The organism is Streptomyces sp. NPDC048288 (genome assembly GCF_043201555.1).
In the GTDB taxonomy this organism is placed as follows: domain Bacteria; phylum Actinomycetota; class Actinomycetes; order Streptomycetales; family Streptomycetaceae; genus Streptomyces.
Window position 1 is genome coordinate 288,728 of record NZ_JBICZD010000008.1, and the last position, 26,102, is coordinate 314,829.

At 71.9% G+C, this 26,102-nt stretch carries 27 protein-coding genes; 18 read left to right on the forward strand and 9 right to left on the reverse strand.

Annotated features, from left to right (window positions below; genetic code table 11):
* The first annotated feature begins 33 nt into the window (after positions 1 to 33).
* The gene (locus ACGFZS_RS28885; RefSeq protein WP_393797569.1) at positions 34 to 1,374 is read left to right on the forward strand and encodes a transcriptional regulator; all 1,341 of its coding nucleotides are present in this window, start codon (positions 34 to 36) and stop codon (positions 1,372 to 1,374) included.
* A gap of 67 nt (positions 1,375 to 1,441) precedes the next feature.
* Positions 1,442 to 1,978 (forward strand): NUDIX hydrolase, encoded by a 537-nt coding sequence (locus ACGFZS_RS28890; RefSeq protein WP_355710957.1) that lies wholly within the window; start codon positions 1,442 to 1,444, stop codon positions 1,976 to 1,978.
* Here ACGFZS_RS28890 and ACGFZS_RS28895 read toward each other — a convergent pair.
* A complete protein-coding gene (locus ACGFZS_RS28895) occupies positions 1,975 to 2,232 on the reverse strand; it encodes a hypothetical protein (RefSeq protein ID WP_355710958.1) in 258 nt (85 codons plus the stop codon). The two genes, ACGFZS_RS28890 and ACGFZS_RS28895, sit on opposite strands and share 4 nt — an antisense overlap.
* A 207-nt stretch (positions 2,233 to 2,439) precedes the next feature.
* Positions 2,440 to 3,300 carry a 3-hydroxybutyryl-CoA dehydrogenase gene (locus ACGFZS_RS28900; protein ID WP_365685349.1) on the reverse strand — a complete coding sequence of 287 codons (861 nt, stop codon included), beginning with the start codon at positions 3,298 to 3,300 and terminating at the stop codon, positions 2,440 to 2,442.
* Positions 3,301 to 3,483: 183 nt separating this feature from the next.
* Here ACGFZS_RS28900 and ACGFZS_RS28905 point away from each other — a divergent pair, with 183 nt between their 5' ends.
* Positions 3,484 to 4,749 (forward strand): glycoside hydrolase family 10 protein, encoded by a 1,266-nt coding sequence (locus tag ACGFZS_RS28905; protein ID WP_393797570.1) that lies wholly within the window; start codon positions 3,484 to 3,486, stop codon positions 4,747 to 4,749.
* A 33-nt stretch (positions 4,750 to 4,782) separates the two neighbouring features.
* Here ACGFZS_RS28905 and ACGFZS_RS28910 read toward each other — a convergent pair whose 3' ends face one another.
* Positions 4,783 to 4,983 (reverse strand): DUF1918 domain-containing protein, encoded by a 201-nt coding sequence (locus ACGFZS_RS28910; RefSeq protein WP_355710961.1) that lies wholly within the window; start codon positions 4,981 to 4,983, stop codon positions 4,783 to 4,785.
* A gap of 13 nt (positions 4,984 to 4,996) precedes the next feature.
* Entirely contained in the window at positions 4,997 to 5,935 is a 939-nt protein-coding gene (locus tag ACGFZS_RS28915) for a DMT family transporter (RefSeq protein ID WP_393797571.1), read from the reverse strand.
* Between ACGFZS_RS28915 and ACGFZS_RS28920 the strand changes: the two genes are divergently transcribed.
* The 3 genes from ACGFZS_RS28920 to ACGFZS_RS28930 all read left to right on the forward strand — a co-directional run bounded on the left by ACGFZS_RS28920 (position 5,934) and on the right by ACGFZS_RS28930 (position 8,579).
* Positions 5,934 to 7,379 (forward strand): PLP-dependent aminotransferase family protein, encoded by a 1,446-nt coding sequence (locus ACGFZS_RS28920; RefSeq protein WP_393797572.1) that lies wholly within the window; start codon positions 5,934 to 5,936, stop codon positions 7,377 to 7,379. The two genes, ACGFZS_RS28915 and ACGFZS_RS28920, sit on opposite strands and share 2 nt — an antisense overlap.
* 43 nt (positions 7,380 to 7,422) lie before the next feature.
* The gene (locus tag ACGFZS_RS28925) at positions 7,423 to 7,869 is read left to right on the forward strand and encodes a GNAT family N-acetyltransferase (protein WP_393797573.1); all 447 of its coding nucleotides are present in this window, start codon (positions 7,423 to 7,425) and stop codon (positions 7,867 to 7,869) included.
* A gap of 116 nt (positions 7,870 to 7,985) precedes the next feature.
* Complete coding sequence (locus tag ACGFZS_RS28930) at positions 7,986 to 8,579, forward strand: histidine phosphatase family protein (RefSeq protein WP_393797574.1); 594 nt, start codon at positions 7,986 to 7,988, stop codon at positions 8,577 to 8,579.
* A gap of 246 nt (positions 8,580 to 8,825) precedes the next feature.
* Here ACGFZS_RS28930 and ACGFZS_RS28935 read toward each other — a convergent pair whose 3' ends face one another.
* Positions 8,826 to 9,275 (reverse strand): DUF6314 family protein, encoded by a 450-nt coding sequence (locus tag ACGFZS_RS28935; protein ID WP_393797575.1) that lies wholly within the window; start codon positions 9,273 to 9,275, stop codon positions 8,826 to 8,828.
* A gap of 5 nt (positions 9,276 to 9,280) precedes the next feature.
* Entirely contained in the window at positions 9,281 to 9,406 is a 126-nt protein-coding gene (locus tag ACGFZS_RS28940; RefSeq protein ID WP_393797576.1) for a hypothetical protein, read from the reverse strand.
* A 148-nt stretch (positions 9,407 to 9,554) separates the two neighbouring features.
* Here ACGFZS_RS28940 and ACGFZS_RS28945 point away from each other — a divergent pair, with 148 nt between their 5' ends.
* Positions 9,555 to 12,041 carry an alpha-L-arabinofuranosidase C-terminal domain-containing protein gene (locus tag ACGFZS_RS28945; protein WP_393797577.1) on the forward strand — a complete coding sequence of 829 codons (2,487 nt, stop codon included), beginning with the start codon at positions 9,555 to 9,557 and terminating at the stop codon, positions 12,039 to 12,041.
* Here the strand turns inward: ACGFZS_RS28945 and ACGFZS_RS28950 are convergent.
* From ACGFZS_RS28950 to ACGFZS_RS28960, 3 genes are all read right to left on the reverse strand, one after another.
* Positions 12,028 to 12,462: a carboxymuconolactone decarboxylase family protein gene (locus ACGFZS_RS28950; protein ID WP_365685328.1), complete on the reverse strand. Its 435-nt coding sequence runs from the start codon at positions 12,460 to 12,462 to the stop codon at positions 12,028 to 12,030. The two genes, ACGFZS_RS28945 and ACGFZS_RS28950, sit on opposite strands and share 14 nt — an antisense overlap.
* A gap of 88 nt (positions 12,463 to 12,550) precedes the next feature.
* Positions 12,551 to 13,537, reverse strand: a complete 987-nt coding sequence (locus ACGFZS_RS28955) for a phosphotransferase family protein (protein ID WP_393797578.1) — start codon at positions 13,535 to 13,537, stop codon at positions 12,551 to 12,553.
* Positions 13,538 to 13,597: 60 nt separating this feature from the next.
* Positions 13,598 to 14,506: a LysR family transcriptional regulator gene (locus ACGFZS_RS28960; RefSeq protein ID WP_365685324.1), complete on the reverse strand. Its 909-nt coding sequence runs from the start codon at positions 14,504 to 14,506 to the stop codon at positions 13,598 to 13,600.
* Between the two features lie 81 nt (positions 14,507 to 14,587).
* Between ACGFZS_RS28960 and ACGFZS_RS28965 the strand changes: the two genes are divergently transcribed.
* The 11 genes from ACGFZS_RS28965 (at position 14,588) to ACGFZS_RS29015 (ending at position 26,082) form a co-directional block, all read left to right on the forward strand.
* Positions 14,588 to 15,511 carry a DMT family transporter gene (locus tag ACGFZS_RS28965; protein WP_393797579.1) on the forward strand — a complete coding sequence of 308 codons (924 nt, stop codon included), beginning with the start codon at positions 14,588 to 14,590 and terminating at the stop codon, positions 15,509 to 15,511.
* A 194-nt stretch (positions 15,512 to 15,705) separates the two neighbouring features.
* The gene (locus ACGFZS_RS28970; RefSeq protein WP_393797580.1) at positions 15,706 to 18,327 is read left to right on the forward strand and encodes a YfhO family protein; all 2,622 of its coding nucleotides are present in this window, start codon (positions 15,706 to 15,708) and stop codon (positions 18,325 to 18,327) included.
* 25 nt (positions 18,328 to 18,352) lie between these two features.
* Positions 18,353 to 19,327: a glycosyltransferase family 2 protein gene (locus tag ACGFZS_RS28975; RefSeq protein ID WP_393797581.1), complete on the forward strand. Its 975-nt coding sequence runs from the start codon at positions 18,353 to 18,355 to the stop codon at positions 19,325 to 19,327.
* Positions 19,327 to 19,773 (forward strand): GtrA family protein, encoded by a 447-nt coding sequence (locus ACGFZS_RS28980; RefSeq protein WP_393797582.1) that lies wholly within the window; start codon positions 19,327 to 19,329, stop codon positions 19,771 to 19,773. Before ACGFZS_RS28975 ends, ACGFZS_RS28980 begins: the two co-directional genes overlap by 1 nt.
* A gap of 45 nt (positions 19,774 to 19,818) precedes the next feature.
* The gene (gene argC, locus ACGFZS_RS28985; protein ID WP_393797583.1) at positions 19,819 to 20,847 is read left to right on the forward strand and encodes an N-acetyl-gamma-glutamyl-phosphate reductase; all 1,029 of its coding nucleotides are present in this window, start codon (positions 19,819 to 19,821) and stop codon (positions 20,845 to 20,847) included.
* A complete protein-coding gene (gene argJ, locus ACGFZS_RS28990) occupies positions 20,844 to 21,995 on the forward strand; it encodes a bifunctional glutamate N-acetyltransferase/amino-acid acetyltransferase ArgJ (RefSeq protein WP_393797584.1) in 1,152 nt (383 codons plus the stop codon). The genes argC and argJ overlap by 4 nt, the downstream gene beginning before the upstream one ends.
* The gene (gene argB / locus ACGFZS_RS28995; RefSeq protein ID WP_393797585.1) at positions 21,992 to 22,894 is read left to right on the forward strand and encodes an acetylglutamate kinase; all 903 of its coding nucleotides are present in this window, start codon (positions 21,992 to 21,994) and stop codon (positions 22,892 to 22,894) included. The genes argJ and argB overlap by 4 nt, the downstream gene beginning before the upstream one ends.
* Positions 22,891 to 24,087, forward strand: a complete 1,197-nt coding sequence (locus ACGFZS_RS29000) for an acetylornithine transaminase (RefSeq protein ID WP_393797586.1) — start codon at positions 22,891 to 22,893, stop codon at positions 24,085 to 24,087. The genes argB and ACGFZS_RS29000 overlap by 4 nt, the downstream gene beginning before the upstream one ends.
* 7 nt (positions 24,088 to 24,094) lie before the next feature.
* Entirely contained in the window at positions 24,095 to 24,640 is a 546-nt protein-coding gene (locus ACGFZS_RS29005; RefSeq protein WP_123978432.1) for an arginine repressor, read from the forward strand.
* A gap of 109 nt (positions 24,641 to 24,749) precedes the next feature.
* Positions 24,750 to 25,337, forward strand: coding sequence for a sigma-70 family RNA polymerase sigma factor (locus tag ACGFZS_RS29010; protein ID WP_355710981.1), 588 nt, complete (start codon positions 24,750 to 24,752; stop codon positions 25,335 to 25,337).
* On the forward strand, positions 25,327 to 26,082 hold the full coding sequence (locus ACGFZS_RS29015) for a zf-HC2 domain-containing protein (RefSeq protein ID WP_393797587.1): 756 nt from the start codon (positions 25,327 to 25,329) through the stop codon (positions 26,080 to 26,082). Before ACGFZS_RS29010 ends, ACGFZS_RS29015 begins: the two co-directional genes overlap by 11 nt.
* Positions 26,083 to 26,102: the final 20 nt, after the last annotated feature.

Sequence of the window (26,102 nt, forward strand, 5' to 3'; positions counted from 1 at the left end):
ACGCTGACGGCACAGGCCACTCGGGGGGCATCCATGCAGCCCAACTCTCTGCTCGACGCGATCCTGGACGAGGCGGGAGTCTCGCACGCCGGTCTCGCCGCCCATGTCAACCAGGCGGGCCGGGCCCGTGGACTCGCGCTCCGTTACGAACACACCGCCGTGGCTCGGTGGTTGAAGGGGCAGCGGCCCAGGGGCCAGGTGCCGGACCTGATCTGCGAGGTGCTCGCCGCCCGGCTGCACCGGCCGGTCACCCTCGACGACATCGGCCTCGGCGTGCCCGGCGAGCCCAGCGTGCCGCACGCGACCTCGCTCTCCGGCTTCGTCGAACGGGCCACCGCCCTGTGGCGGTCCGACGAACAGCAGCGCCCGCACATACTGGGCGCCCCCGCCGTCACCGGCACCCCCGCCGTGATGCCGGTGTGGGAGTGGGAGAACCCCCCGGAGGACGTGGACGTCTCGCGGGGCGGGCGGCACCGGGTCACCGCGGCCGACCTGGAGATGCTGCGCTCCGCCCGGGCCCACTACGAGCAGATGTACCGCAAGGCCGGCGGCATGGCGACCCGCACCCGGATCGTCGGCTTCCTGAACGCCGAGGCGGCCCCGCTGCTGCGCGGCAGCTACACGGACGCCACGGGCCGTCAACTGCACCGGGCCACCGGCGGGCTGGTGGCGATCGCCGGCATCTGCGCGTACGACTCCGACGCCCACGGCCTCGCCCAGCGCTACTTCCACCAGGCGCTCCGGCTGTCAAAGGCCAGCGGGGACCGGGGACTCGGCGCCTACGTCATCGCGCTCCTGGTCAACCAGGCGCTGTTCATGCGGGAGTTCCGGCAGGCCGTGGCCTTCGCCGAGGCCGCGCTGCGCGCCGCGGGCAAGCACATCACCCCCGCCCTCGCCTCCGACCTCTACGCGATGCAGGCCAAGGCGTACGCCCACCTAGGCGACAGCACGAGCGCGCTGTCCTGCATCCGGCGGGCGGAGTCGGCCGCCGAACGCATCCGGCGGGGCTACGAACCCGACGAGACCGGCTATGTCCAGCCGGGGCTGGTCAACGTGCAGGTGGCCGAGGCGCTGCTCAGCCTCGGCGAGCTCGCCGCCGCCCGGGAGCACGCCGCGGCCGCCGTCGACAACCCGGCGCACGACCGGGGGCGGGTGCACCGGCTCGCCATGCTCAGCACCATCGAACTGCGTCAGGGGAACGCCGACAACGCCGTGGCCACGGCCGTGCAGATGGCCGAACAGGCCCGCGGAATGGAGTCCCAGCGCCTGCGTGACAGACTCCGCGCGGTACGCGAGCACCTGGTGCGCAGCGGCTCGGCCGGAACCGCCGAAGCCGCCGAACTCATCGACGGGGCGCTGCGCGTACCGCTGTAGAGGCACAGTAGGCCTGAGAAGTCCCTGCTGCGATATTGCCACTTACTCGGCGGAAGGTGGCAGAACCGTGCAGTGGACGAAACAGAACGAACAAACTGTGTATGAAAACCGCTGGTTCAGCGTCAATCTCGCGGATGTCGAGCTGCCGGACGGCCGGCACCTCGACCACTTCCTGATACGGCTGCGGCCGGTGGCCGTGGCGACGGTGGTCAACGAGGCGGGCGAGGTCCTCCTCCTGTGGCGCCACCGTTTCATCACCGACAGCTGGGGCTGGGAACTCGCGGCGGGAGTCGTCGAGGACGGCGAGGACATCGCCGTCGCGGCCGCCAGGGAACTGGAGGAGGAGACCGGCTGGCGGCCGGGAACCCTGCACCATCTGATGACCGTGGAGCCGTCCAACGGCCTCACCGACGCCCGGCACCACATCTACTGGTCCGACGAGGGTGAGTACGTCGGACACCCCGTGGACGACTTCGAGTCGGACCGCCGGGAGTGGGTTCCGCTCAAGCTCGTCCCGGACATGATCGCCCGCGGGGAGGTCCCGGCCGCCAACATGGCGGCCGCGTTACTCCTGCTGCACCACATGAGGCTCAGCGAAGACTAGTGGGCCAGCGTCTGCCAGACGGTGACGACGAGGGCGCCCAGTGCGGTGAGCGCGGCGATCGAGGGCAGGGGCCAGCGGGCGTGTTCCAGCGAGGCGAGACGGGTGTTCAGGTCGTCCAGTTCCTTGGCCGTCTCCTTGGTGCGGTGGCTCAGGAGGTTCAGCCCTCCCTCGACCTGTGCGTAGGCCACATCGAGGCGACGACGTAACTCTGCGAGTTCTCCTTGGACCACGGGATGCTCTGGTTCGGTGGCCACGGGTCCGCTCCTTTGCGTAGTCGAATGGGTAGTTCCGCATCCCTTGCATGCGCATGAAGAGTGAACTCGCCTGGTGAGCGCGTGGGGAGAGTGTGCGAAGGGCATATGCGAGCCCGGTGCGCACACGGTGTGTGAAACACACGGGCCCGGCACCGAAGGCGGTGCCGGGTCCGTGGAGCATCGCTCCCTGTGACCAACCGGGGGTGATCAGCCGTAGGTGTAGAAGCCCGAGCCGGTCTTCCGGCCCAGCCGGCCCGCCTCGACCATGCGCTGGAGCAGCGGGGGAGCGGCGTACAGCGGCTCCTTGAACTCGGCGTACATGCTGTTCGCGATGGACACGACGGTGTCCAGGCCGATCAGGTCGGACAGCTTCAGCGGGCCCATCGGGTGCGCGCAGCCCAGCTCCATGCCGTTGTCGATGTCCTCGCGGCTCGCGATGCCGGACTCGAACATCCGGATGGACGAGAGCAGGTAGGGCACCAGCAGCGCGTTGACCACGAAGCCGGAGCGGTCCTGGGCGCGGATCGCGTGCTTGCCGAGCACCTTCTCGGCGAAGACCTGGGCGCGGCTGATCGTGCCCTCGGAGGTGGTGAGCGCCGGGATCAGCTCGACCAGCTTCTGCACCGGGGCCGGGTTGAAGAAGTGGATGCCGATCACGTGATCGGGGCGGGAGGTGGCGACCGCCAGCTTGACCAGCGGGATCGAGGAGGTGTTGGAGGCCAGGATCGCGTCCGGGCGGGTCACCACCTGGTCGAGCACCTGGAAGATCTCCGTCTTCACCTGCTCGTTCTCGACGACGGCCTCGATCACCAGGTCGCGGTCGGCGAACTCGCCGAGGTCCGTGGTGAAGCTCAGCCGGGCCAGCGCGGTGTCCCGCTCCTCCTCGCTGATCTTGCCGCGCTCGGCGGCCTTGGCCAGGGAGTTGAGCAGCCGGGTCCGGCCGATCTCCAGGGCCTCGCCGGTGGTCTCGGCGACCCTCACGTCCAGACCGGCACGGGCGGCGACCTCGGCGATGCCCGCTCCCATCTGGCCGCAGCCCACGACTCCGACCTTCTCGATGTCGGTCACATCGTCCCCTTCGCTGATCTACGGGCGGCCGGCAGGACCTCCGGATCCGGTGCCTGCTTCCGTTCGTGCTCCGTTCGTGCACGTTACCCGTAAGTATCGATGATCGATCGTCCGGGTGGGGGCATCCTGTGGCGCGGAGGCGATCCGTGATCGCACGGGTCCGGAGAGTGAGAGGGTCTCACGATGGCAGGAGTGTCTCGCAGGGCGTTCGCGCTGGCGGCGCTGTCCACGCTGACGATGGCCGCCCCGGGATCGGCGGCCCCCGCCGGACGGCCGCACCGGCCGGGCCGGCCGCACCGGCCGGGCCGGCCGCGTCGGGCGGCCACCGAGATGCGGGGCATGTGGCTGGCGACCGTCTCCAACCGCGACTGGCCCTCCCGCACCGGGCTCTCGGCGTCCGACCAGCGCAAGGAGCTGACCGCCCTCCTCGACAAGGCCGTCCACTACCGGCTCAACGCGGTGATGTTCCAGGTACGGCCGACCGCCGACGCCTTCTGGCCCTCGCCGTACGAGCCCTGGTCCCAGTACCTCACCGGCACCCAGGGCAAGAACCCCGGCTGGGACCCGCTCGGCGTCGCCGTCGAGGAGGCCCACGCCCGCGGCCTGCAGCTGCACGCCTGGTTCAACCCGTACCGGATCGCCAACAACACCGACCCGGGCAAGCTGGTCTCCTCGCACCCGGCCCGCAAGCACCCGGACTGGGTGGTGCCGTACGGCGGCAAGCTCTACTACAACCCGGGCATCCCGGCCGTCCGCACCTTCGTGGAGCAGGCGATCCTGGACGCGGTCACCAAGTACCCCGTGGACGCCGTCCACTTCGACGACTACTTCTACCCCTACCCGGTGGCCGGCCAGACCTTCGACGACGACGCCGCCTACGACGCCCACGGCGGCGACTTCTCCTCGCGGGCGGCCTGGCGCCGGGACAACATCGACAAGCTGGTGACCGAGATCGCGGCCGGGATCAAGGAGCTGCGGCCCGGCACCCGGTTCGGGATCAGCCCGTTCGCGGTGTGGCGCAACGCCACCACCGACTCCCGGGGCTCGGACACCAGGGCGGGCGTCGAGACGTACGACGACCTCTACGCGGACACCCGCAAGTGGGTCCAGAAGAACTGGATCGACTACATCGTCCCGCAGGTGTACTGGCAGATCGGCAACTCCGCCGCCGACTACGCCAAGGTGGTCGACTGGTGGGCGGGCGTGGCCGAGGGGAGCGGGACGCGGCTCTACATCGGCGAGGCGCTGTACCAGGCGGGGGCGGCGGGCGCCGCCCCCGCCTGGCAGGACCCGGCCGAGCTGTCCCGGCACCTGACCCTGGCCGGGCAGTACCCGCAGGTCGGCGGACATGTGTACTTCGCGGCCAAGGACGTCGTCGCCGACCCGATCGGGGCCATGTCGCGGGTGGTCGCCGACCACTACCCGCAGCCGGCGCTCCCGCCGGGCTGACCTGCGCGCGGCCGGCGACCTCGGTACCGCGGCCTAACGTTGCGGATGGGTCTCCCGGTGCCTGACCTGGCAGTCGGGGCCGGGGGACATGATGGCCTCGTGGCCGTCCTCGAAGCGGACCCGGTAGGGCGGGGTGCCCTCCGGTCCCAGCACCTTGACGATGGTCGAGACATGGTCGTGCTGACCGACCACCCTGCCGTGCTGGACAAGCTGGTCGCCCTCGGATGCACGCATCTCCAGGGCCTCCTCACGATCGCGATCGTTGGGTGACGGCGATGCACACGAGCACGGCGGCGGCCGTGAGTGGAGCGGCCGCGGAGAGGTGCTCGCCCAGCAGCAGCACCGACCACACCAGTGTGAGCAGCGGCTGGGCCAACTGCAACTGGCTGGCCTTCGGAATGCCGACGGCCGCCATGCCCCGGTACCAGACCACCAGCCCGAGGAACTGCGAACCCGCCGCCACCCACAGCACACCGAGCACACCGTGCGCGTTCCAGACGACCGGTTCGTACGACAGCGCGAGCACGGCGGCCGGCACGGTGAGCGGCAGGCAGAGCACCAGCGCCCAGCCGATGACCTGCCAGCCCGGCATGATCCGGGCCAGCCGGCCGCCCTCGGTGTACCCGGCCGCGCACACCACGAGGGCCGCGAAGAGATAGGCGTCGGCGGTGGTCAGGGCCCCGCCGCTCTGGGCGACCGTGAACGCCAGCACGGCCGCCGCCCCCGCCAGCGCCGCCGCCCAGAAGGTGCGGGAGGGGCGGATGCCCATGCGCAGCGCGGAGAAGAGGGCGGTGGTCAGCGGGAGCAGGCCCACCACCACGGCCGCGTGCGAGGTGGTGGAGGTCTCCAGGGCGAGCGTGGTCAGCATCGGGAAGCCGAGCACCACCCCGGCCGCCACGACGGCGAGCCCCGCCCAGTGCCGGCGCTCGGGCAGCCGTACCCGGAGAAACAGCAGGCAGCCGCCCGCCATGGCCGCCGCGAGCACACTGCGCACCGCCACCAGCGCCCAGGGCCCGAAGCCCTCCAGGCCCCAGGCGGTGGCCGGGAAGGTGAGGGAGAAGGCGACGACCCCGAGGGCGGCCTGCAGGGTGCCTAGCCGGTGGGCGGCGGGGGCGGGCGCCCCGGCGGCCGGGGGAGTGCTGACCGCTATCGCAGTCGGGTCAGTAGCGCTACTCTGTGCTCTCATGCAAGAGCGTAGCAGTGTCCTTGAACTGGCGGAACAGCTGCGGCGGGACCTCGACCGCTACTCGACAGGAGGAAAGCTCCCGTCGAGCCGGGTGCTCGTCGAGCGGTTCAGGGTGAGCCCGGTGACGGTCTCCCGGGCGCTGGCCCAGCTGGTCGCCGAGGGACTGGTCGTCACCCGGCCCGGCGCCGGCGCCTTCAAGGCCCGGCCCCGCCCCGCGGCCGAACCCGCCGGGGACACCTCCTGGCAGGAGGTGGCGCTCAGCGCGGACGGCGCCCTCGACGTGGTCCCGCGCACGGTGGACGTGTCCGGGGTCACCGTCTGCCTGGCCGCCCCGCCGCCCGGTGTCCTGGAGTTCAACGGCGGCTACCTGCACGCCTCCCTGGAGCCCGAGCGGGCGCTGGCCGCGGCCCTGGCGAGAGCCGGCCGCCGCCCCGGCGCCTGGGGCCGACCGCCGCTGGACGGGCTGCCGGAGCTGCGCGAGTGGTTCGCCCGCGAGATCGGCGGGGCGGTCACCGCCGCCGAGGTGCTGATCGCGGGCGGCGGCCAGTCCGCCCTGGCCACCGCCCTGCGCGCGCTCGCCCCGCCCGGCGCCCCGGTCCTCGTCGAGTCCCCGACCTACCCCGGCATGCTCGCCATCGCCCGCGCCGCGGGGCTGCGCCCGGTCCCGGTCCCGGTCGACCCCGACGGCGTGCGGCCGGACCTCCTCGCCGACGCCCTGCGGGCCACCGGCGCCCGGGTCTTCGTCTGCCAGCCCCTCTTCCAGAACCCGACCGGCGCCGTCCTCGCCCCCGACCGCCGCGCCGAGGTGCTGCGCATCGCCCGCGCGGCCGGCGCGTTCGTCGTCGAGGACGACTACGTACGACGGCTGGTGCACGCGGACTCCGGCCCGCTGCCCCGCCCGCTCGCCGCCGACGACCCCGACGGAGTCGTGGTCCATGTGTGCTCGCTGACCAAGGCCACCTCGCCGAGCCTGAGGGTGAGCGCCCTGGCCGCCCGCGGCCCGGTCCTGGAGCGGCTGCGGGCCATCCAGATCGTCGACACCTTCTTCGTGCCCCGCCCGCTCCAGGAGGCGACCCTCGAACTCGTCGGCTCCCCGGCCTGGCCCCGCCACCTGCGCGGTCTCTCGGCCGAGCTGAAGACCCGCCGCGACACCATGACCGGCGCCCTCGCCCACCACCTCCCCGAACTCGCCCTCCCGCACATCCCGTCCGGCGGCTACCACCTCTGGCTGCGGCTGCCCGACGGCACCGACGACACGGTCTTCACCGCCGCCGCCCTCCGCGCGGGCGTCGCCATCACCCCCGGCCGCCCGTACTTCAGCGCCGAACCGCCGGCCGCCCACGTCCGCCTGAGCTTCGCGGCGGTCGCGGGGGCCGGCGAGATCACCGAAGGGGTACGACGGCTGCGGGCCGCGTGCGACGAGGTGCTGGGGTCCGGATCATGAAATCCGATCGACGCCGGCCTCCCGTACCGGCGAGGATCCCCGCATGAGCGACGCACCCAGCCTCCCCGGGGGCTACGAATTCTCCGCCGAGACGGACCGCGTGGACGTCGAGCGCGTACACGGCTGGCTGTCCGGCGACGCCTACTGGGCGACCGGCCGCCCGCGCGAGCAGCACGAGCGCGCGATGGCGGGCTCCCTCAACTTCGGGGTGTACGACACCGCCACCGGCGAGCAGGTGGCCTACGCCCGCGTGGTCACCGACGGGGCGCTGTTCGCCTGGCTCGCCGACGTGTACGTCGACCCGTCGGTGCGCGGCAAGGGCGTCGGCACGGCGATGGTCGGAGCGATCCGCGAGCACCTGCGGCCGTCCGGCATACGGCGCGTCCTGCTGGCCACCCACGACGCCCACGGGGTCTACCGGAAGCTCGGATTTGCCCCGCTCGAACACCCGGACCAGTGGATGGCCCTCTACTACGAGTCGCCCGCGTGACATTCCGGCCGACTTGTCGGACACCTCCTGACCACTGGGTAACGTTTCGTCCACCTCGGACGACTCACTGCCCGGCAGCCCTTGACCTGCGCACATGGGCGTCACACCATCGCCGCATGTCACTTCGGGTCACGTTCGTCGCAGCCGCGCGCAGCTCGGCGCTGCTCGCGGAGCGCTTCGAGGACGACCGCCCGCTGGACCAGGCGGGCTGGGAGGAGGTGCAGCGGGTCGCCGGTGATCTGCTGCCCCTGGCGGCGGCCGAGCTGCGCTACTGCTCGCCGACTCCGCGCAGCCGCGCGACCGGCGACGCGCTGGGGTACGCCCCGCTGGTCCAGCTCGCCCTGCGCGACTGCGACATGGGCCGCTGGCGCGGGCTGACGCTGGGCGAGGCGATGGCCAGGGAGCCGGGCCTGGTGGACGCCTGGCTCGCCGACCCGCGCGCCACCCCGCACGGCGGCGAGTCGCTGCTCGCGTTCATCTCCCGGGTGGGCGGCTGGCTGGACACCCGCCCGGTGGGTGACGGCGGCCGGATCGTCGCGGTCGCCGAACCCTCGGTGATCCGCGCGGCGCTGGTCTACGCCCTCAAGGCACCGCCCTCGATCTACTGGAACATCGACGTGCGCCCCCTCTCGACGACCACACTCACCGGCCTCGCCGGCCGCTGGAACCTGCGCCTGGACGTGTCACCGGCGCACTCCTCCCGCCCGTAGCCGCTCCGCTGGGTGCGCCGGGGCGCGTGGTGTGTCGGCTGCGGCGCCGTCGTGGCCGGTCGCGCAGTTCCCCGCGCCCCTTCGGGGGCGTTCCCGTGTCGCACTGGAATTCGCCGGGCTCGTGCATGTGGGCGTTCTGCCGTGGCGCGTGGTGTGTCGGCTGCGGCAACGTCGTGGCTGGTCGCGCAGTTCCTCGCGCCCCTTCGGGGGCGCTTTCGTGCCGCAGTTGGATTCGCCGGGTCGGATTCAGTCGGTGTCGCGTACGTAGTCCGTCGTCAGGAGCAGGTCCTTCGACGGGCCGCCGACCTGCCACACCGTGCGCCAGTGGTCGGCGTCCTGGACGGTGAACTCGCCGCGGTAGAGGTCGGCCGCGCAGGGGTGGTCGGCGACATGGTGTCCCGAGGTCAGGTCCAGGTCGTGGAAGGGGCGTCCGTCGGCGAAGCGTACGTCCGCCGTGCCCGGCCGGGCGCCGGGCAGGAACCGTAGCGTTCGCTCGGCGGGCCGGGGCACCCCCTGCCAGGTGAACGTTCCCGACTCCTCGTGCAGCAGTCCGCCGTCCGGCAGCGGCCGGAACAGCGTGGTGCCGTCGAAGCGTCCCTCGTCCCCGCCCGCCAGGTCCCGCACGGTCCGCCGGACCCGCCACCGCCCGCCGAGATGGGCCAGCACATCCGGCACCGGCCAGAACCCGTCGTCCACGGTCCTCACTTCTTCGGTCGGGGAGCGCCGGTCGCCATCTTGCGCTCGGCCTGCTGCCGGACCTCCTGGTACGCGGCCGGCGCGGTACCGGAACCGGCGAACGTGATCAGGTACGGCAGCAGGGTCTGCATGCCCCGACCCTACGCCCGCCCCATTGACGCGCTCATGCCCCGTACCTATCTTTCCGTTCGAAGTGCTGACCGCTGTCCGATATTTCGAATGCACCGAATGAGCAACCCCCTCAGTTCGTTCGACTCCTTCACGAGCCGCGGAGTATCCATGTCACGCACCACCCGCACCCGGCTGAGACTCGGCCTTGGGGCAAGCGCTTTCCTGCTGGCCGTCGGGCTGGTACCGGCCCCCGCCCACGCCGAGGACACCACCGACTACGCGATCACCGTCGACCCGGCCACCCGGGGCGCCAGGATCGACAAGACGATGTACGGCGTCTTCTTCGAGGACATCAACCGCGCCGCCGACGGCGGTCTGTACGCGGAACTGGTCCAGAACCGGTCCTTCGAGTACACGACCGACGACAACAAGTCGTACACCCCGCTGACCGCCTGGACGGTCACCGGCACCGCCCAGGTCGTCGACGACTCCGGCCGCCTCAACGACCGCAACCGCGACTACCTCGCCCTCGCCGCCGGTTCGTCCGTCACCAACTCCGGCTACAACACCGGCATCCGGATCGAGGACGGCAAGAAGTACGACTTCTCGGTCTGGGCCCGCGCCGAGGCCGGTACGACCCTCACGGTAGCCCTCGCCGACTCCGGCGGCACCCTCGCCACCGCCCGTCAGGTGGCCGTGAAGAAGAACGGCTGGGCCCAGTACAGGGCGGCCTTCACCGCGATCCGCACCAGCTCCACCGGCCGCCTCACCGTGGCCAGTTCGGACGCCGCCGCGCTCGACATGGTCTCCCTCTTCCCGCGCGACACCTACAAGCACGAGCCCAACGGCCTGCGCAAGGACCTCGCCGAGAAGATCGCCGCCCTGCACCCGGGCTTCGTCCGCTTCCCCGGCGGCTGCCTGGTCAACACCGGCTCGATGCAGGACTACAGCGAGGCCTCCGGCTACCAGCGCAAGCGGTCGTACCAGTGGAAGGACACCGTCGGCCCGGTCGAGACCCGCGCCACCAACGCCAACTTCTGGGGCTACAACCAGAGTTACGGCCTCGGCTACTACGAGTACTTCCGGCTCGCCGAGGACATCGGCGCCATGCCGCTGCCCGTCGTCCCGGCCCTGGTCACCGGCTGCGGCCAGAACAAGGCCGTCGACGACGACGCGCTGCTGAAGCGGCACATCCAGGACACCCTCGACCTCGTCGAGTTCGCCAACGGCCCGGTGACGTCGAAGTGGGGCGGGCTGCGCGCGCGGATGGGCCACCCCAAGCCCTTCCACCTCACCCACATCGAGGTCGGCAACGAGGAGAACCTGCCCACCGAGTTCTTCGCCCGCTTCACGCGGTTCCGGGCCGCGATCCAGGCGAAGTACCCCTACATGCAGGTCATCTCCAACTCGGGCCCGGACGACTCCGGCACGACCTTCGACACGGCCTGGCAGCTCAACAAGGACGCCAAGGTCGACATGGTCGACGAGCACTACTACAACAGCCCGCAGTGGTTCCTGCAGAACAACGACCGTTACGACTCCTACGACCGCAGCGGCCCGAAGGTCTTCGTCGGCGAGTACGCCTCGGGCGGCAACACCTTCAAGAACGGCCTCGCCGAGGCGGCCTACATGACCGGCCTCGAACGCAACGCGGACGTCGTCAAACTCGCCTCCTACGCCCCGCTGTTCGCCAACGAGGACTACGTCCAGTGGCGCCCGGACCTGGTGTGGTTCAACAACCACGCCTCCTGGGACTCGGCGAACTACGAGGTCCAGAAGCTGTTCATGAACAACGTCGGCGACCGGGTGGTGCCCTCCACGGCCACCGGTACCCCGTCGCTGCTCGCCCCGATCTCCGGCGCCGTCGGCCTGTCCACCTGGAACACCAGCGCCGCCTACGACGACGTCAAGGTCACCGACGCCGACGGGAACACCCTGCTCTCCGACGACTTCTCCGGTGACGCCGCGCAGTGGACGCACACCGGCGGCGGCAGCTGGGAGATCCAGGACGGGCAGTACGTCGAGACCTCCGACACCGCCGAGAACACCATGGTCCAGGCCGGTGACACCAACTGGCACGACTACGACCTGCATGTGAAGGCCACCAAGAAGTCCGGCAAGGAGGGCTTCCTCGTCGCCTTCGGCGTCAAGGGCACCGGCGACTACTACTGGTGGAACATCGGCGGCTGGAACAACACCCAGACCGCGGTCGAGCAGGCCGTGGCCGGCGGCAAGTCCACGCTGATCGCCAAGGCCGGGTCGGTGGAGACCGGCCGCGCCTACGACGTCGACATCAAGGTGCGGGGCCGGCAGGTGACCTTGTACCTCGACGGGCAGGAGTGGGGCAGCTTCGCCGACGACAAGCCCGCCGAGCCGTTCCGGCAGGTCGTCACCGAGGACAGGAAGACCGGCGACCTGATCGTCAAGGTCGTCAACGCCCAGTCCTCGGCGGCCCGTACGGCCATCGACCTCGGCGGTGCGAAGGTGGCCGGGAAGGCCCGGGTGACCACGCTCGCGGCGGCGCCCGACGCGGTGAACACGGAGACGTCCACCGCGGTCGCCCCCGTCACCTCCACCTTCACCGGGGTCGCGGACAGGTTCACGTACACCTTCCCGGCGAACTCGGTCACCTTCCTGCGGATCAGGCAGAGGTAGCGTCCGGCGCGGGCTGCTGGGTCACCGGCAGCAGCCCGCGCTCGGCGAACACCTTCTTCGCGACGAAGGTGGCGTTGAGGGCCTTCGGGAAGCCGCAGTAACCGGCGGAGTGCAGCAGGGCCTCGACGATCTCCTCGGGGGTCAGGCCCACGTTGAGGGACGCGTTGACGTGCACCTCCAGCTGCGGCTCGCAGCCGCCCAGCGCGGTGAGCATGCCCAGGGTCACCAACTGCCGGTCCCGGGGCGCGAGTCCGGGGCGGCTGTAGATCTCGCCGAAGCCCCAGGCGACGACCTGGTGGCCCAGCTCGGGGTTGATGTCGGCCAGCGAGTCGATGACCCGCTGCCCGACCTCGCCGTCGACCTTCCGCAGGACCTCCAGACCGTGGGCGAAACGTTCCTCGCGCGTGGTGCTCTCGCTCATGTCAGCTCTTCCGTTCTCCTCGGATCCGGTCACGACCAGAGGAACGCTAGGAGTTGGAGCGTGCTCCAGGTCAAGCCCGTCTCCGCGGTCACCCCAGTGCGCGCAGCGCGGCGACCCGCTCGCCCAGGAACGTCCGGGTCCAGTCGGCGTGCTCCCCCGTATAACCCCGGGGGCCGCACTCCACGACCAGGATCAGGCCCAGGTAGAGGCCGTACAGCGTGAGGCGGTGGCGCAGGGCCGGGGTGAAGTCGAGCCGGCCGCCGGCCTGTGCGTATCCCGCCACCAGATCGCTGTCCGGGCCGATGTCCCCGCCGAACTCCAGGGAGACCAGTTCGGCGGCCGGGTCGCCCCAGAAGGCCCGCTCGTGGTCGATGAGGCCGGTGATCCGGGCCCCGTCGCCGGTGTGGTCGACGAAGATGTTGCCCGGCCACAGGTCGAAGTGGACCAGGCGGGGCTCGGTGACCTCGTCGAGGGCCCGGCCGCCGGCGGCCACCAGGGCACGTATCCCGGCGGCGGACACCCCGAGGTCGGACCCCCAGCGCCCGGCGTCCTCCAGGACGGCCTCCACCATGGCGGTGAAGGCGGTGGGCCAGTCGGCGGCGGACAGGTCCGCCTCCGGCGCCGGATAGCCGAACCGGCCGTCCTCCGGGGCAATGGTGTGCAACCGGGCGGTGATCGCGCCCAGTTCACGGCGCAGCGCGGCCGCCGTGGCGGGCGGCAGCTGCTCGGCCGCCTTGTCCCACGGGGTTCCCTCCAGCACGGAGACGGCGAGGAAGCCGGCTCCCGAGTGCAGCAGCGCGGGCGTCGGCACCGCTGTGCCGGCGAGCGCGGCGAGCCGCCGGTAGACCATGGCCTCGGTGGCCATGATGCCCCGCTCGTACCTCAGCACGGGTGCCCCGGCGGGCGGGGCGAGCTTCACCACCGCCGGGCGTCCGTCGTCGAGGCGCACGCGATAGGCGGTGTTGAACCAGCCGTCGGTCAGTTCCGCCTCCAGCCGGCACCCGACGCCCGTCGCCGCGCGCAGGAGGGCGTCGAGTTCGGGCGCGGACAACTGCCGCTTGGTCAGGCTCTGCATGGGGCGACTCGCTCTCGTCCGGCGCTGCCTGGGAGCGCTCCCGAACTTACGGGACCCGCGTCAGCCGGGACCCCTGCTTCGGACGGTCTCCGCGGCCTCCAGCAGTTCGGAGAGCACGGTCCGCACCGCCCGGCGGGCCGCGCGCTCGGGGCGGTGGAGCACGTCGATGTGGCGGTGGGCCTCGATCCCGTCGAGCGGCCGCAGGGTGATGCCCGGGTGCGGCCGGGAGGTCCAGCGGGGCATCAGGGCGACCCCGCCGCCCGCGGCGACCACCTCGGCGACCACCGCGATCTCGTTGACCCGGTGGACGATGTCGACCCGGTGCCCGGCAGCGGCGGCGACCGCCTCGACGGTCGCGAGCAGCGGGAAGCCGTCGTGCACGGTGATCCAGGGCTGGCCGGCCACGTCCCGCGCGGTCAGCGCGGGCCGCTGTGCCAGCGGGTGGCCGACGGGCAGGGCGATGTCGAGGGGCTCGCGCAGCAGCGGGGTGGCCGTGACGGTCCTCGGCCAGCGCGGGGCGTGGTCCAGGCGGTGGGCGAGGACCAGGTCGTAGGCGCGGGTCAGGGGCGGGAAGTCGGCCTGGGCCACGTCCTCGTCGTGCAGGGCGAGCCGGGGTGAGCCGGGCGCGCGCAGCTGTCGTAGCAGCAGCGGGAAGAACGCGGCGGCGCCGCTGTGGAAGGCGGCCAGTGACACCCTGGCGTCGGGCTCGTCGACGTACGCGTCGATGGTGTGGCGGGCCCGGGCCAGCGCCGTCTCCACGCCGATCGCCGCGTCGGCCAGGGCCTGCCCGGCCGCCGTGAGGACCAGCCGGCGCCCGGCGCGTTCGGTGAGCGGGACCGGGATCGAGCGCTGCAGCAGGCGCAGCTGCTGCGAGATCGCCGAGGGCGTCACCCGCAGCGCCTCCGCGACCGCCGTGACACTGCCCAGTTCGCCCAGCTCCCGCAGGATCCGCAGCTGCCGTTCGTCCACGGCGTGAGTGTAGCTTTGCTAAAGGGTTGGTTGAGCAAGACGTCGTTTACTTCAACATGCAGGTCGTGGATCGTGAACAGCATGCCGACCAGCCGTCGTACCGATGGGGTGCTCCTGGCCGTCGCCGTCGTCTGGGGCTCCAGCTACCTGACGGCGAAGGCGGCCACGGAAGCCCTCCCCGTTCTGATCGTCCTCTTCCTGCGCTACGCCCTCGGCGCCCTCGCCTGCCTCCCCGCGCTGCGCGGCTCCCGCGCCCTCACCCGCGACGAGCGGACCTACGGCGTGCTGCTCGGCCTCACCCAGGCCGCGGTCCTCGTCCTGGAGACGTACGGCGTCGCCCACACCAGCGCCGGGAACGCGGGCCTGATCATCAGCCTCACCCTCGTCCTCACCCCGGTCCTGGACCGGGCGGTGCTGCCGGGGCGGTTCTTCCTGGCCGCCGGGGCGTGCGTGGCGGGGGTCGGGCTGCTGGTGTCCGGACACGGGCTGCGGGCCCCCGGAGCCGGTGATCTGCTGATGCTCGCGGCGGCGGTGGTCCGCGCGGGCCATGTGGTGCTGCTCGGGCGGGTGACCGCGCGCCGGGCCCTGCGCCCGTTCCAGCTGACCGCCGTGCAGAGCGTCGTGGGGGCGGTCCTCTTCCTGGTGCCCGCGGCGCCCGGACTGCCGCAGCTCGCCCGGACCGGCGCCGACACCTGGGCCCAGCTGCTCCATCTGGCCCTGTTCTGCGGGCTGTTCGCCTTCCTCGCCCAGACCTGGGCCGTCCAGCGCACCTCCCCGACCCGGGCCGGCCTGCTCCTCGGCACCGAACCGGTGTGGGCCCTGCTGACCGGCGTCGCCCTCGGCGGCGATCGCCTCACCGCGCTCTCCCTGCTCGGGGCCGCCCTGATCGTCGGCGGAACATACTGGGGCCAAGCCCTCGAACGCGGCCATCGCGCCGCCGCCCCGGCAGTCGCCCGCGACGCGGCCCCCGACCACGCCGACGCGGGCCTCACACAGGCGCGTTAACCTGGAAAACATTTCTTGGAAATCTTCTGTTTCCATTGAAGTCGCGAATTCTTTCCGGATCGCACGCGGATTCGGAATTCGACTTATTACTTCACAGGCGAGACACAACCATCAGGAACCACTACCCGTCTAAGTCGGCGAAACACCGACCTGCGGGGAGTAACGCCCCCGTTTTTCTCTGGGGGCCGCACGGAATGAATCGCACCACCCTGACCGGGCACGAACAGGGGGCGAAACCGGTAGGGCGCGAAGAGCAGGAGACGGGATCCGCGAGACGGCTCCATGCCGACCCGCGGTGGGCCGCCGCCCTGCTCGCGGCCGTCCTCACCACCGTCGCGTTCTGCGCGGCCGACGTGGTGGCCGGCAGCTACCCCTTCGGCTCCCGCACCCGCAGCGTCAACGACCTCGGCAACCAGTACGTGCCCTTCCACGCCCATCTGTGGGACCTGCTGCACGGCAGGGCCGACGGCGGGCTCCTCGTCAACTGGCAGTCCGGGTACGGCTCCAGCTTCCTGCCGGACGTCGGCACCTACGTCAGCAGCCCGTTCGCCCTGCTCGTCGCGGTGTTCCCGCGCGACGAGATCGACCTCGCCGTCTACACGATCACCGTGCTGAAGACGGCCACCGCCGGCGCCGCCATGGCCTGCCTGCTGCTCACCCTGCGCCGGGGGCGCTGGTGGGCGGCCGGTCTGCTGGGCGCCTCCTACGCCCTGTGCGGCTGGAGCCTCGCCCTCGCCTCCTACAACCCGATGTGGCTCGACGGCCTGATCGCGCTCCCGCTGCTCTGCCTGGTCGGCGAGTGGGCGCTGACCGGCCGCCGGCCGCTGCTCGGGGTGCTGGTCGTGGCGCTCGCCTGGATCGCCAACTTCTACACCGCCTACATGGCCACCCTCGGCGCCGCCCTGGTGCTGCTGCTCCGGCTGGTGCTCGCCGAACTGCCCTGGCGGCGCGCCCTCGCGGTCGTCGGCCGGGCCGCAGTGACCGTCGGGCTCGGCATCGGTCTCGCCGCGCCCCTGGTGATCGTCGTCTACTCCGGCACCAAGCACGCCTACCCCGGCCGCGAGGGCCACTTCGCCCCGGTCGGCGCCGACGACCTGCTCGCCCGGCTGCTGCCGACCACCTACAGCTACAGCTCCCCGGCCCTCTACGTCGGCATCACCGCGCTGGTGCTCGCCCTCTCCCTGCCCTTCCACCGGGCGGTCCCGGCCCGGGTGCGGGCGGGCTGGACCGTGCTGGTGCTGCTGGTCGCCCTCTCCCTGCAGTGGGCGCCGACCAGCCTGGCCTGGCACGCCTTCGCCGCCCCGAACGGCAGCTCCTACCGCCAGGCCTTCGTGCTCTGCGCCCTGCTGGTCATCGCCGCTTGGCATGCCCTCGCCTACGGGATGCCGGACTGGCGGGCGCTGGGCGCCGCGGCCGTGCTGCTGGTCCTCGTCGCCGCCGTCGCGAGCCGCAGCACCCTGACCCACCAGCACCATCACCACACCTGGCCGGTGGTCCTGCTCGCCGCCGCGGGCGCCCTGGGCGGTCTCGCCCTGCTCGGCCTGGGGAACGGCAGGCCCGTCCTGGTCGGCCTGGCCGCGCTGCTGCTGGTCGGCGCCCAGTTCGGCGAGGCCGCCGCCACCTCCGCCGTGGCCACCCGGACGCGCCTCGGCCAGATGGACGACTACGCCCCCTGGGGCGACCGCCAGCAGCGCGAGGCGGACGCCGTCGCCCAGGCCGACGCCTGGCCGAGGTACCGCACCGAACCCGGCCGCGACCAGACCGTCGCCAACGACCCGATGATGGTCGGCGGCCAGGGTTCCCAGTACTACAGCAGCCTCACCGCCGACGTCCTCAGCCGCACCATGACCGCCCTCGGCGACGGCTGGACCTCGCGCGGCCGCAGCCTGCAGAGCCTCGACAACCCCGTCACCGACGCCGTCTTCTCGGTGGGCGCCCGGGTGCACAACCCGCCGGACCCGCACCAGAAATGGCTGCCCCAGGGCGGCGGCCCGTCGACCGTCACCCGCGAGGACGTCCCGCCGCTGGTGACCGTGCGGCCCACCGCCGCGCACAGCACCCCCGCCGCCTTCGGACCCTCGCCGTACCGCAACCAGGAACTGCTCCTCGGCGCCCGCGTCTACACCCTGCCCCGCACCGCCCTCAGCGGCGAGCGCAAGGGCGACGAGGTGCGCGGCCTGCTGGTCGACGGCCCACAGACCGTCAGCGCCCAGTGCCGGGCCGGGAGTTCGGTCTTCCTGTGGGCACCGCACTACTCCGGCACGGCCCGACTCGCCGGTGGCGGCGAGCGGAAGCTGTTCCGCTCCGACGCCGAGGGCACGAAGATCGCCGCGATGCAGCCGCTCGGCACGGTCCGTGCCACGGGGCGGGTGCGGATCGAGCTGACGCCCAACCGGCTGAGCCGGATCCCCGCCCAGGGCGCGGTCGGCTGCCTCGACACCGCGAAACTCCGCGCCGCCGTCGGGCGGTTGAAGTCCTCCGGCGCCACCGAGGTGACCGTCTCCGACGGCACCCTGCACGCCCGGCTCCCCGCCGGCAGCAAGGGCACCGCCGTCGTGGCCGCCCCCAGGATCGCCGGCTGGCGCTGCTCCGCCGGCGGCCCCGAGGTCGCGGCGAGCGAGTTCCACGGCCTGATCGCCGTCCCGCTGGGCGCCTCCGCCACCAGCCTCACCTGCACGTTCCACCCGCCCGGCCTGCGCCTGGGCACCGCCGTCGGCGGTGCCTCCCTGCTGACCCTGATCCTGCTCGGCACCCTCGCGGCCGTGCGCTGCAGAACCACCGCCCGCTCCGGAGAGCCCACGACCACCGCTCACTGACCCGTCCCCAGGGGGAGAACAACCCATGCTGATATCGATCGTCGCGCCCTGTTACAACGAGGAAGACGTCATCGAGCGCTTCCACGAGCAGGTCCAGAAGATCGCCAACGAACTCCTGCCGCTCGGCCACGACATGGAGTTCGTGTACGTGGACGACGGCAGCCGCGACCGGACGCTGACTCTCCTCGCCACGCTCGCCGAGCGCGACTCCCGGGTCCGGTACGTCTCCTTCAGCCGCAACTTCGGCAAGGAGTCGGCGCTGCTCGCCGGCCTGAAGCACGCCACCGGCGACGCCGTGATCGTGATGGACGCCGACCTGCAGCACCCGCCGGCCCTCATCAAGCGCATGGTCGAACTGCGCGGCGAGGGCTACGACCAGGTCATCGCCAAGCGCACCCGGCAGGGCGACCGCTTCACCCGCACCCTCACCGCCCGCCTCTACTACCGGCTCATCAACCGGCTCGTCGACGTCGAACTCGTCGACGGCGTGGGCGACTTCCGGCTGATGTCCCGCCGGGTGGTGGACGCCGTCGTGAACCTCACCGAGTACAACCGGTTCTCCAAGGGCCTGTTCGCCTGGGTCGGCTTCCCCAGCACCACCTTCGAGTACGAGAACGCGGTGCGCGAACACGGCACCAGCTCCTGGTCGTTCCGCAGCCTGCTCAACTACGGCCTGGACGGGCTGCTCTCCTTCAACAACCGCCCGCTGCGCGCCGCGCTCTACCTCGGCATGACCCTGCTGGCCCTCGCCGGCGCGTACACGGCGTGGATCGTGGGCGCCACGATGATCCACGGCGTCCAGACGCCCGGCTATGTCACCATCATTACAGCCGTCACCGCCCTGGCCGGCGTCCAGATGATCATGCTCGGGGTCATCGGCGAGTACACCGGCCGGATCTACTACGAGGTCAAGGGGCGTCCGCACTTCCTGGTGAAGGCGACGAACGTGGACCGAACGGAAGACCGCACCCGCGGCACGACGAAGGACCTCATCCCCTGATGCCGAACGCCCTGTCGACCGCTCCGTCGACCACCAAGCCCCCGCGACCGATATCGGGGCAGATCATCACCTTCGCGGCGGTCGGCGTCGTCAACACCGCGACGTACTACGGGCTTTACCTGTTCTTTCTGATGTATTTGCCGTACCTCGCGGCGCACGTTATCTCCTTCACGCTGAGCATGATCGGCTCCTTTTTTCTCAATGCGAAGTTCACCTATCGGACGCGTCCCACCTGGCGGAAATTCCTGCTGTTCCCGCTGACCAATGCGACGAATTTCGTGATCACCACGGTGGGCGTGTACGTGATCGTCGACGTCCTTCACGTCGGCAGCGAGTTCGCCCCGCTGATGGCTTCGGCGGCGGCGATTCCGGTGACGTTCGTGGTGTCCCGCTGGGTGATGCTGCAGCGCCCCGAGGGGGCCCGGTCGAGCGATCCCGTTGCATAAAAGTGCAGCGGAACGTATAGTCATGCCATCTGGAGGAGGATGGACATGGCGGTACGTGCGGCGGTGGCCGGAGCGAGCGGATACGCGGGCGGAGAGGTCCTGCGGCTGCTCCTCGCGCACCCCGAGGTCGAGATCGGCACCCTGACCGGCAACTCCAACGCGGGCCAGCGCCTCGGCGCGCTCCAGCCGCACCTGCTGCCGCTGGCCGACCGCGTGCTCGCGGAGACGACCCCCGAGGCCCTCGCCGGGCACGACGTCGTCTTCCTCGCGCTGCCCCACGGCCAGTCCGCCGCCGTCGCCGAGCAGCTCGGCCCGGACGTCCTCGTCGTCGACATGGGCGCCGACTTCCGCCTGAAGGACCCGGCCGACTGGGAGCGCTTCTACGGCTCCCCGCACGCCGGCACCTGGCCCTACGGCCTTCCCGAACTGCCGGGTGCCCGCGCCGCGCTGGAGGGGTCCAAGCGCATCGCGGTACCCGGTTGCTACCCCACCGCCGTCTCCCTCGCCCTGTACCCGGCCTACGCCGCCCAGCTCGCCGAGCCCGAGGCGCTGATCGTCGCCGCCTCCGGCACCTCCGGCGCGGGCAAGGCGCCCAAGCCGCACCTGCTGGGCAGCGAGGTCATGGGCTCCATGACCCCGTACGGCGTCGGCGGCGGCCACCGGCACACCCCCGAGATGATCCAGAACCTCAGCGCGGCGGCGGGGGAGCGGGTCGCGGTCTCCTTCACGCCGACCCTCGCGCCGATGCCCCGGGGCATCCTCGCCACCTGCAGCGCCGCGGCGAAGGACGGCGTGAGCGCCGAGGCCGTCCGCGCCGCCTACGAGAAGGCCTACGCCGACGAGCCCTTCGTCCATCTGCTCCCCGAGGGGCAGTGGCCCGCGACGGCGTCCGTCTACGGTTCCAACGCCGTTCAGGTGCAGGTCGCGTACGACGAGGCCGTCGGCCGCATCATCGCGATCAGCGCCATCGACAACCTGACCAAGGGCACCGCCGGCGGTGCCGTCCAGAGCATGAACCTCGCCCTGGGTCTCGCCGAGACCACCGGGCTGACCACGATCGGAGTTGCGCCGTGAGCGTGACGGCAGCGAAGGGATTCACGGCGGCGGGCATCGCCGCCGGGATCAAGGAGAGCGGCAACCCGGACCTGGCCCTCGTGGTCAACACCGGGCCCCGCCGCGCCGCCGCGGGCGTCTTCACCTCCAACCGTGTGAAGGCCGCGCCGGTGCTCTGGTCCGAGCAGGTCCTCAAGAGCGGCCAGGTCTCGGCCGTCGTCCTCAACTCCGGCGGCGCCAACGCCTGTACCGGTCCCAAGGGCTTCCAGGACACCCACGCGACCGCCGAGAAGGTCGCCGAGGTGCTCGGGCGCGGCGCCATCGAGGTCGCGGTCTGCTCGACCGGTCTGATCGGCGTGCTGCTGCCCATGGACAAGCTGCTGCCGGGTGTGGAGACCGCCGCCGCGCAGCTGTCCGAGCACGGCGGCGAGAAGGCCGCCATCGCCATCAAGACCACCGACACCGTGCACAAGACGTCCGTCGTCACGAAGGACGGCTGGACGGTCGGCGGCATGGCCAAGGGCGCGGGCATGCTCGCCCCCGGCCTCGCCACCATGCTGGTCGTCCTCACCACGGACGCGGTCGTCGACAGCGAGGACCTGGACAAGGCGCTGCGGGCCGCGACCCGCACCACCTTCGACCGCGTCGACTCCGACGGCTGCATGTCCACCAACGACACCGTGCTGCTGCTCGCCTCCGGCTCGGCCGACGTCACCCCGGAGTACGCGGAGTTCGCCGAGGCCGTCCGCGCCGTCTGCGACGACCTCGGCCAGCAGCTGATCCGCGATGCCGAGGGCGCCAGCAAGGACATCAAGGTCGAGGTGGTCAACGCCGCCTCCGAGGACGACGCCGTCGAGGTGGGCCGGTCCATCGCCCGCAACAACCTCCTCAAGTGCGCCATCCACGGCGAGGACCCCAACTGGGGCCGCGTCCTCTCCGCGATCGGCACCACCAGGGCCGCCTTCGACCCCGACCGGCTCAACGTCGCCATCAACGGCGTCTGGGTCTGCAAGAACGGCGGCGTCGGCGAGGACCGCGAGAAGGTCGACATGCGCTACCGCGAGGTGCACATCGTCGCCGACCTCGCCGCGGGCGTCGAGACCGCGACGATCTGGACCAACGACCTGACCGCCGACTACGTCCACGAGAACAGCGCGTACTCGTCATGAGCACCACGCGCAAGCACACCGCGCTGCCCAAGGCGCAGATCCTCATCGAGGCGCTGCCCTGGCTGGTCCGGCACAACGGCAGGACCGTCGTGATCAAGTTCGGCGGCAACGCCATGATCGACGAGGACCTGAAGGCCGCCTTCGCCCAGGACGTCGTCTTCCTGCACCACGCGGGCCTCAGGCCGGTCGTCGTGCACGGCGGCGGCCCGCAGATCAGCGCCGCCCTCGACCGGCACGGCATCGTCAGCGAGTTCAAGGCCGGCCTCAGGGTCACCACCGAGGACGCCATGGACGTCGTACGGATGGTGCTCGCCGGGCAGGTCCAGCGCGAGCTGGTCAACCTGCTCAACCAGCACGGGCCGCTCGCCGTCGGACTGACCGGCGAGGACGCCCACACCATCACCGCGACCAAGCACCAGCCCAGGATCGACGGCGAGTTGATCGACATCGGGCGGGTCGGCGAGATCACCGCGATCGACACGGGCGCGATCGAGGCCCTGCTCGCCGACGGCCGGATCCCGGTCGTCTCCTCGATCGCCCGCTCCCAGGACGACGGACATGTCTACAACGTCAATGCTGATACGGCGGCTGCGGCACTCGCTGCTGCTCTGGGCGCCGAAACCCTCATGGTCCTCACCGACGTCGAGGGCCTCTACGAGGACTGGCCGAACTCCGACGAGGTGATCAGCCGCCTCACCGCTTCCCAACTGGAGAAGCTGCTGCCGGAGTTGAGCGCCGGCATGGTGCCGAAGATGGAGGGCTGCCTGCACGCCGTGCGCAACGGCGTGCAGACCGCCCGGGTCATCGACGGCCGGGTCCAGCACTCGATCCTGCTGGAGATCTTCACGGACGAAGGCATCGGCACGATGGTCGTGCCGGACGCGGAGGGGGACTCATGAGCAATCAGGAACTGACCACGCGCTGGCAGGGCGCGCTCATGAACAACTACGGCACCCCGCGCCTGCCCCTCGCCCGCGGCGAGGGCGTCAAGGTCTGGGACACCGACGGCCGGGAGTACCTCGACTTCGTCGGCGGCATCGCCACCAACGCGCTCGGCCACGCCCACCCGGCGATCGTCGAGGCAGTGAGCGGCCAGATCGCCTCCCTCGGCCACATCTCCAACTTCTTCATGGCCGAGCCCACCGTGGCCCTCGCCGAACGGCTGATCCAGCTCTTCGGCCGGGAGGGCAGGGTCTTCTTCTGCAACTCCGGCGCCGAGGCCAACGAGGCCGCCTTCAAGATCGGCCGGCTGACCGGACGCACCCACATGGTCGCCACCGACGGCGGCTTCCACGGCCGGACCATGGGCGCCCTCGCGCTCACCGGGCAGCCCGCCAAGCAGGACCCGTTCCGCCCGCTGCCCCCCGACGTCACCCACGTGCCCTACGGCGACGCGCAGGCCCTGGCCGCCGCCGTCACCGAGGACACCGCCCTGGTGATCATCGAGCCGATCCAGGGCGAGAACGGCGTGGTCGTGCCCCCGCCCGGCTACCTCAAGGCGGCCCGCGCGATCACCGCCGCCACCGGCGCGCTGCTCGTCCTCGACGAGGTGCAGACCGGTACCGGCCGCACCGGCACCTGGTTCGCCTACCAGGCCCACGAGGGCGTGCTCCCCGACGTCGTCACCCTCGCCAAGCAGCTCGGCGGCGGGCTGCCGCTCGGCGCGACCGTGGCCTTCGGCCGGGCCGCCGAACTGCTCCAGCCCGGCCACCACGGCACCACCTTCGGCGGCAACCCGGTCGCCTGCGCCGCCGGCCTCGCCGTCCTCGACACCATCGAGAACGAGGGGTTGCTGGAGAACGTCAAGCGGCAGAGCGAGAGGTTGCGGGACGGAATCGAGGGTCTCGGCCACGGACTGATCGATTATGTCCGGGGTGCGGGCCTCCTGCTGGGTATCGTGCTCACCGAGCCCCTGGCGGCGCAGGTCCAGCAGGCGGCTCAGGAGGCCGGGTTCCTGGTCAACGCGCCCGCTCCCGACGTCGTACGGCTGATGCCCCCGCTGAACCTCCGCGACGCCGAGACGGACGCGCTGCTCAGTGCCCTGCCCGGCATCCTCGACGCAGCGAGCGGGGACGGACGATCCGGAGAATGAGACGACGATGAGCCAGGCGCAGGAGTTCGACCAGTCCGGCGGGACGGGGGCGGCGGTGCCGCAGACCCGGACCGCCCGGCACCGCCGGATCGTGGACATCCTCAACCGGCAGCCGGTGCGCTCGCAGAGCCAGCTCGCCAAGCTGCTGGCCGACGACGGGCTCACGGTCACCCAGGCCACGCTCTCCCGGGACCTCGACGAGCTGAACGCGGTGAAGATCCGCAACACCGACGGCGAGCTCATCTACGCGGTCCCGAGCGAGGGCGGCTTCCGCACCCCGCGCGCCCCGCTGGGGGAGTCGGCGAAGGAGGAGCGGATGCGCCGCCTCTCCCAGGAACTCCTGATCTCGGCCGAGGCGTCGGCGAACCTGGTCGTGCTGCGCACCCCGCCCGGCGCCGCCCAGTTCCTGGCCTCGGCGATCGACCAGGCGGAGCTGCACGACATCCTGGGCACCATCGCCGGGGACGACACCCTGCTGCTCATCAGCCGGGAGCCGACCGGCGGCCAGGCCCTCGCGGACCACCTGCTGCGCCTGGCCCAGAACGGCCACTGACCCGCGTGCGGGGCCCGGCCCGCCGACGGAGAATGGGTATGTGATCTTCCGCGGCGGGCGGGAAGGCGGGCGGGCAATCCCCTGGCGGCCGTCGAACGTATACAGAGGTGTGTCGGGTTTCCGGTTCCCCGTCGGCCGCCTCCCGGACGAGGCGCTGCTGTCCGGGCTGGCCACCGGAGACCCGGAGCTCGCCGAGATCTTCGTACGGAGATTCCAGCACCGGGTCTTCGGCGTCGCCATGGCCGTCACCGGCGACCAGCAGCTCGCCGAGGACATCGCCCAGCAGACCTTCGAACGCGCCTGGCGGCACGCCCAGATCTACGACTCGCGCCGCGGCTCGGTCGCCACCTGGCTGACCACCATCGCGCACAACCTCGCCGTCGACGCCGTCCGCGCCCGGCGGACGGAACCGATGGCACCCGAGGACCTCGACCCGCTGCTCGACGCCGTCACCGAGACCCCCGAGCGGTGGGCGCTGGCCGAGGAGGCCTCCTCCCAGCTCCGCACCGCACTCGCGCGGCTGCCCAGGGAGCAGGCCAGGGCCCTGATGATGGCGGGCATCTACGGCATGACGGCCCAGCAGATCGCCGAGGCGGAGCAGATCCCGCTGGGCACCGCGAAGACCCGGATCCGAGCGGCGATGGCGAAACTCCGCACCGCACTCACGTCTCCGAAGCGGGGCGACCATGTCCAGTGACGCGCACTGCGAGAAGCTGCGGGAGGTCGGCGCCGAGCTGGCGCTGGGCGTCCTGCCCGGCCGCGAGCGGGCCGAGGCCGTCGCCCACCTGGACGGATGCGCGGACTGCCGGGAGTACGTCCGGCAACTGACCGGGATCGGCGACCGGTTGATCGGCCTGCTGCCCGACGCCGAACCCCCGCCCGGCTTCGAGACCCGGGTGGCGCGCGGCCTGGCCCGGCAGGCGGCCGGGACCGAAGGACAGCGGCCCGCCCGCACCGCCCCGCGCGGCTGGCGCGGCCCCGCCCGGCGGGCCCGGCTGCGGCTCGCCGCCCTCGCCACCGCCCTCGCCGTCGCCGTCGGCTTCGCCGGCTGGGCGATCGGCACCGCCGTGGAGGGCGCCGTCACCGCCTCGTCGCCCGCCGGCGAGTCCGAGCCCGTACTGGTCGGGGACATGATCCCGGCCGGGGGCGGACAGCCCGTCGGCGAGGTCTACGCCCACCCCGGCAGCCCCGCCTGGATCTTCATGTCCGTCGCCCTCACCGGCACCCCCTACAACGGCAGGGCCACCTGCCTCCTCGAACGCGCCGACGGCACCGCCACCCGCGTCGGCGACTTCCCGCTGCGCGACGGACGCGGCAACTGGGGCGTCGCGGTCCCCGTCGACCTCACCCGGTACAGCGGCGCCCGCCTGACCAGCGCCGACGGCACGGTCCTCGCCACCGCCCGGCTGCAGCAGGGCAAGGTGGTGACCCCGGAAGGGTGAGCCGCCCCGGGCGGCGGGGG

Bases quoted from the DNA above. Each gene is read 5' to 3' on its own strand.
- ACGFZS_RS28885 (WP_393797569.1), top strand. From the start codon at position 34: ATGCAGCCCAACTCTCTGCTCGACGCGATCCTGGACGAGGCGGGAGTC.
- ACGFZS_RS28980 (WP_393797582.1), top strand. From the start codon at position 19,327: ATGCCGAACGCCCTGTCGACCGCTCCGTCGACCACCAAGCCCCCGCGA.
- ACGFZS_RS29005 (WP_123978432.1), top strand. From the start codon at position 24,095: ATGAGCCAGGCGCAGGAGTTCGACCAGTCCGGCGGGACGGGGGCGGCG.
- argB (WP_393797585.1), top strand. From the start codon at position 21,992: ATGAGCACCACGCGCAAGCACACCGCGCTGCCCAAGGCGCAGATCCTC.
- ACGFZS_RS28910 (WP_355710961.1), bottom strand. From the start codon at position 4,983: ATGCGTGCATCCGAGGGCGACCAGCTTGTCCAGCACGGCAGGGTGGTC.
- ACGFZS_RS28965 (WP_393797579.1), top strand. From the start codon at position 14,588: ATGCCGACCAGCCGTCGTACCGATGGGGTGCTCCTGGCCGTCGCCGTC.
- ACGFZS_RS29000 (WP_393797586.1), top strand. From the start codon at position 22,891: ATGAGCAATCAGGAACTGACCACGCGCTGGCAGGGCGCGCTCATGAAC.
- ACGFZS_RS28955 (WP_393797578.1), bottom strand. From the start codon at position 13,537: ATGCAGAGCCTGACCAAGCGGCAGTTGTCCGCGCCCGAACTCGACGCC.
- ACGFZS_RS28940 (WP_393797576.1), bottom strand. From the start codon at position 9,406: ATGCAGACCCTGCTGCCGTACCTGATCACGTTCGCCGGTTCCGGTACC.
- argC (WP_393797583.1), top strand. From the start codon at position 19,819: ATGGCGGTACGTGCGGCGGTGGCCGGAGCGAGCGGATACGCGGGCGGA.
- ACGFZS_RS28925 (WP_393797573.1), top strand. From the start codon at position 7,423: ATGAGCGACGCACCCAGCCTCCCCGGGGGCTACGAATTCTCCGCCGAG.
- ACGFZS_RS28905 (WP_393797570.1), top strand. From the start codon at position 3,484: ATGGCAGGAGTGTCTCGCAGGGCGTTCGCGCTGGCGGCGCTGTCCACG.
- ACGFZS_RS28945 (WP_393797577.1), top strand. From the start codon at position 9,555: ATGTCACGCACCACCCGCACCCGGCTGAGACTCGGCCTTGGGGCAAGC.
- ACGFZS_RS28920 (WP_393797572.1), top strand. From the start codon at position 5,934: ATGCAAGAGCGTAGCAGTGTCCTTGAACTGGCGGAACAGCTGCGGCGG.
- ACGFZS_RS28915 (WP_393797571.1), bottom strand. From the start codon at position 5,935: ATGAGAGCACAGAGTAGCGCTACTGACCCGACTGCGATAGCGGTCAGC.
- ACGFZS_RS28970 (WP_393797580.1), top strand. From the start codon at position 15,706: ATGAATCGCACCACCCTGACCGGGCACGAACAGGGGGCGAAACCGGTA.
- ACGFZS_RS29015 (WP_393797587.1), top strand. From the start codon at position 25,327: ATGTCCAGTGACGCGCACTGCGAGAAGCTGCGGGAGGTCGGCGCCGAG.
- ACGFZS_RS28950 (WP_365685328.1), bottom strand. From the start codon at position 12,462: ATGAGCGAGAGCACCACGCGCGAGGAACGTTTCGCCCACGGTCTGGAG.
- ACGFZS_RS28975 (WP_393797581.1), top strand. From the start codon at position 18,353: ATGCTGATATCGATCGTCGCGCCCTGTTACAACGAGGAAGACGTCATC.
- ACGFZS_RS28930 (WP_393797574.1), top strand. From the start codon at position 7,986: ATGTCACTTCGGGTCACGTTCGTCGCAGCCGCGCGCAGCTCGGCGCTG.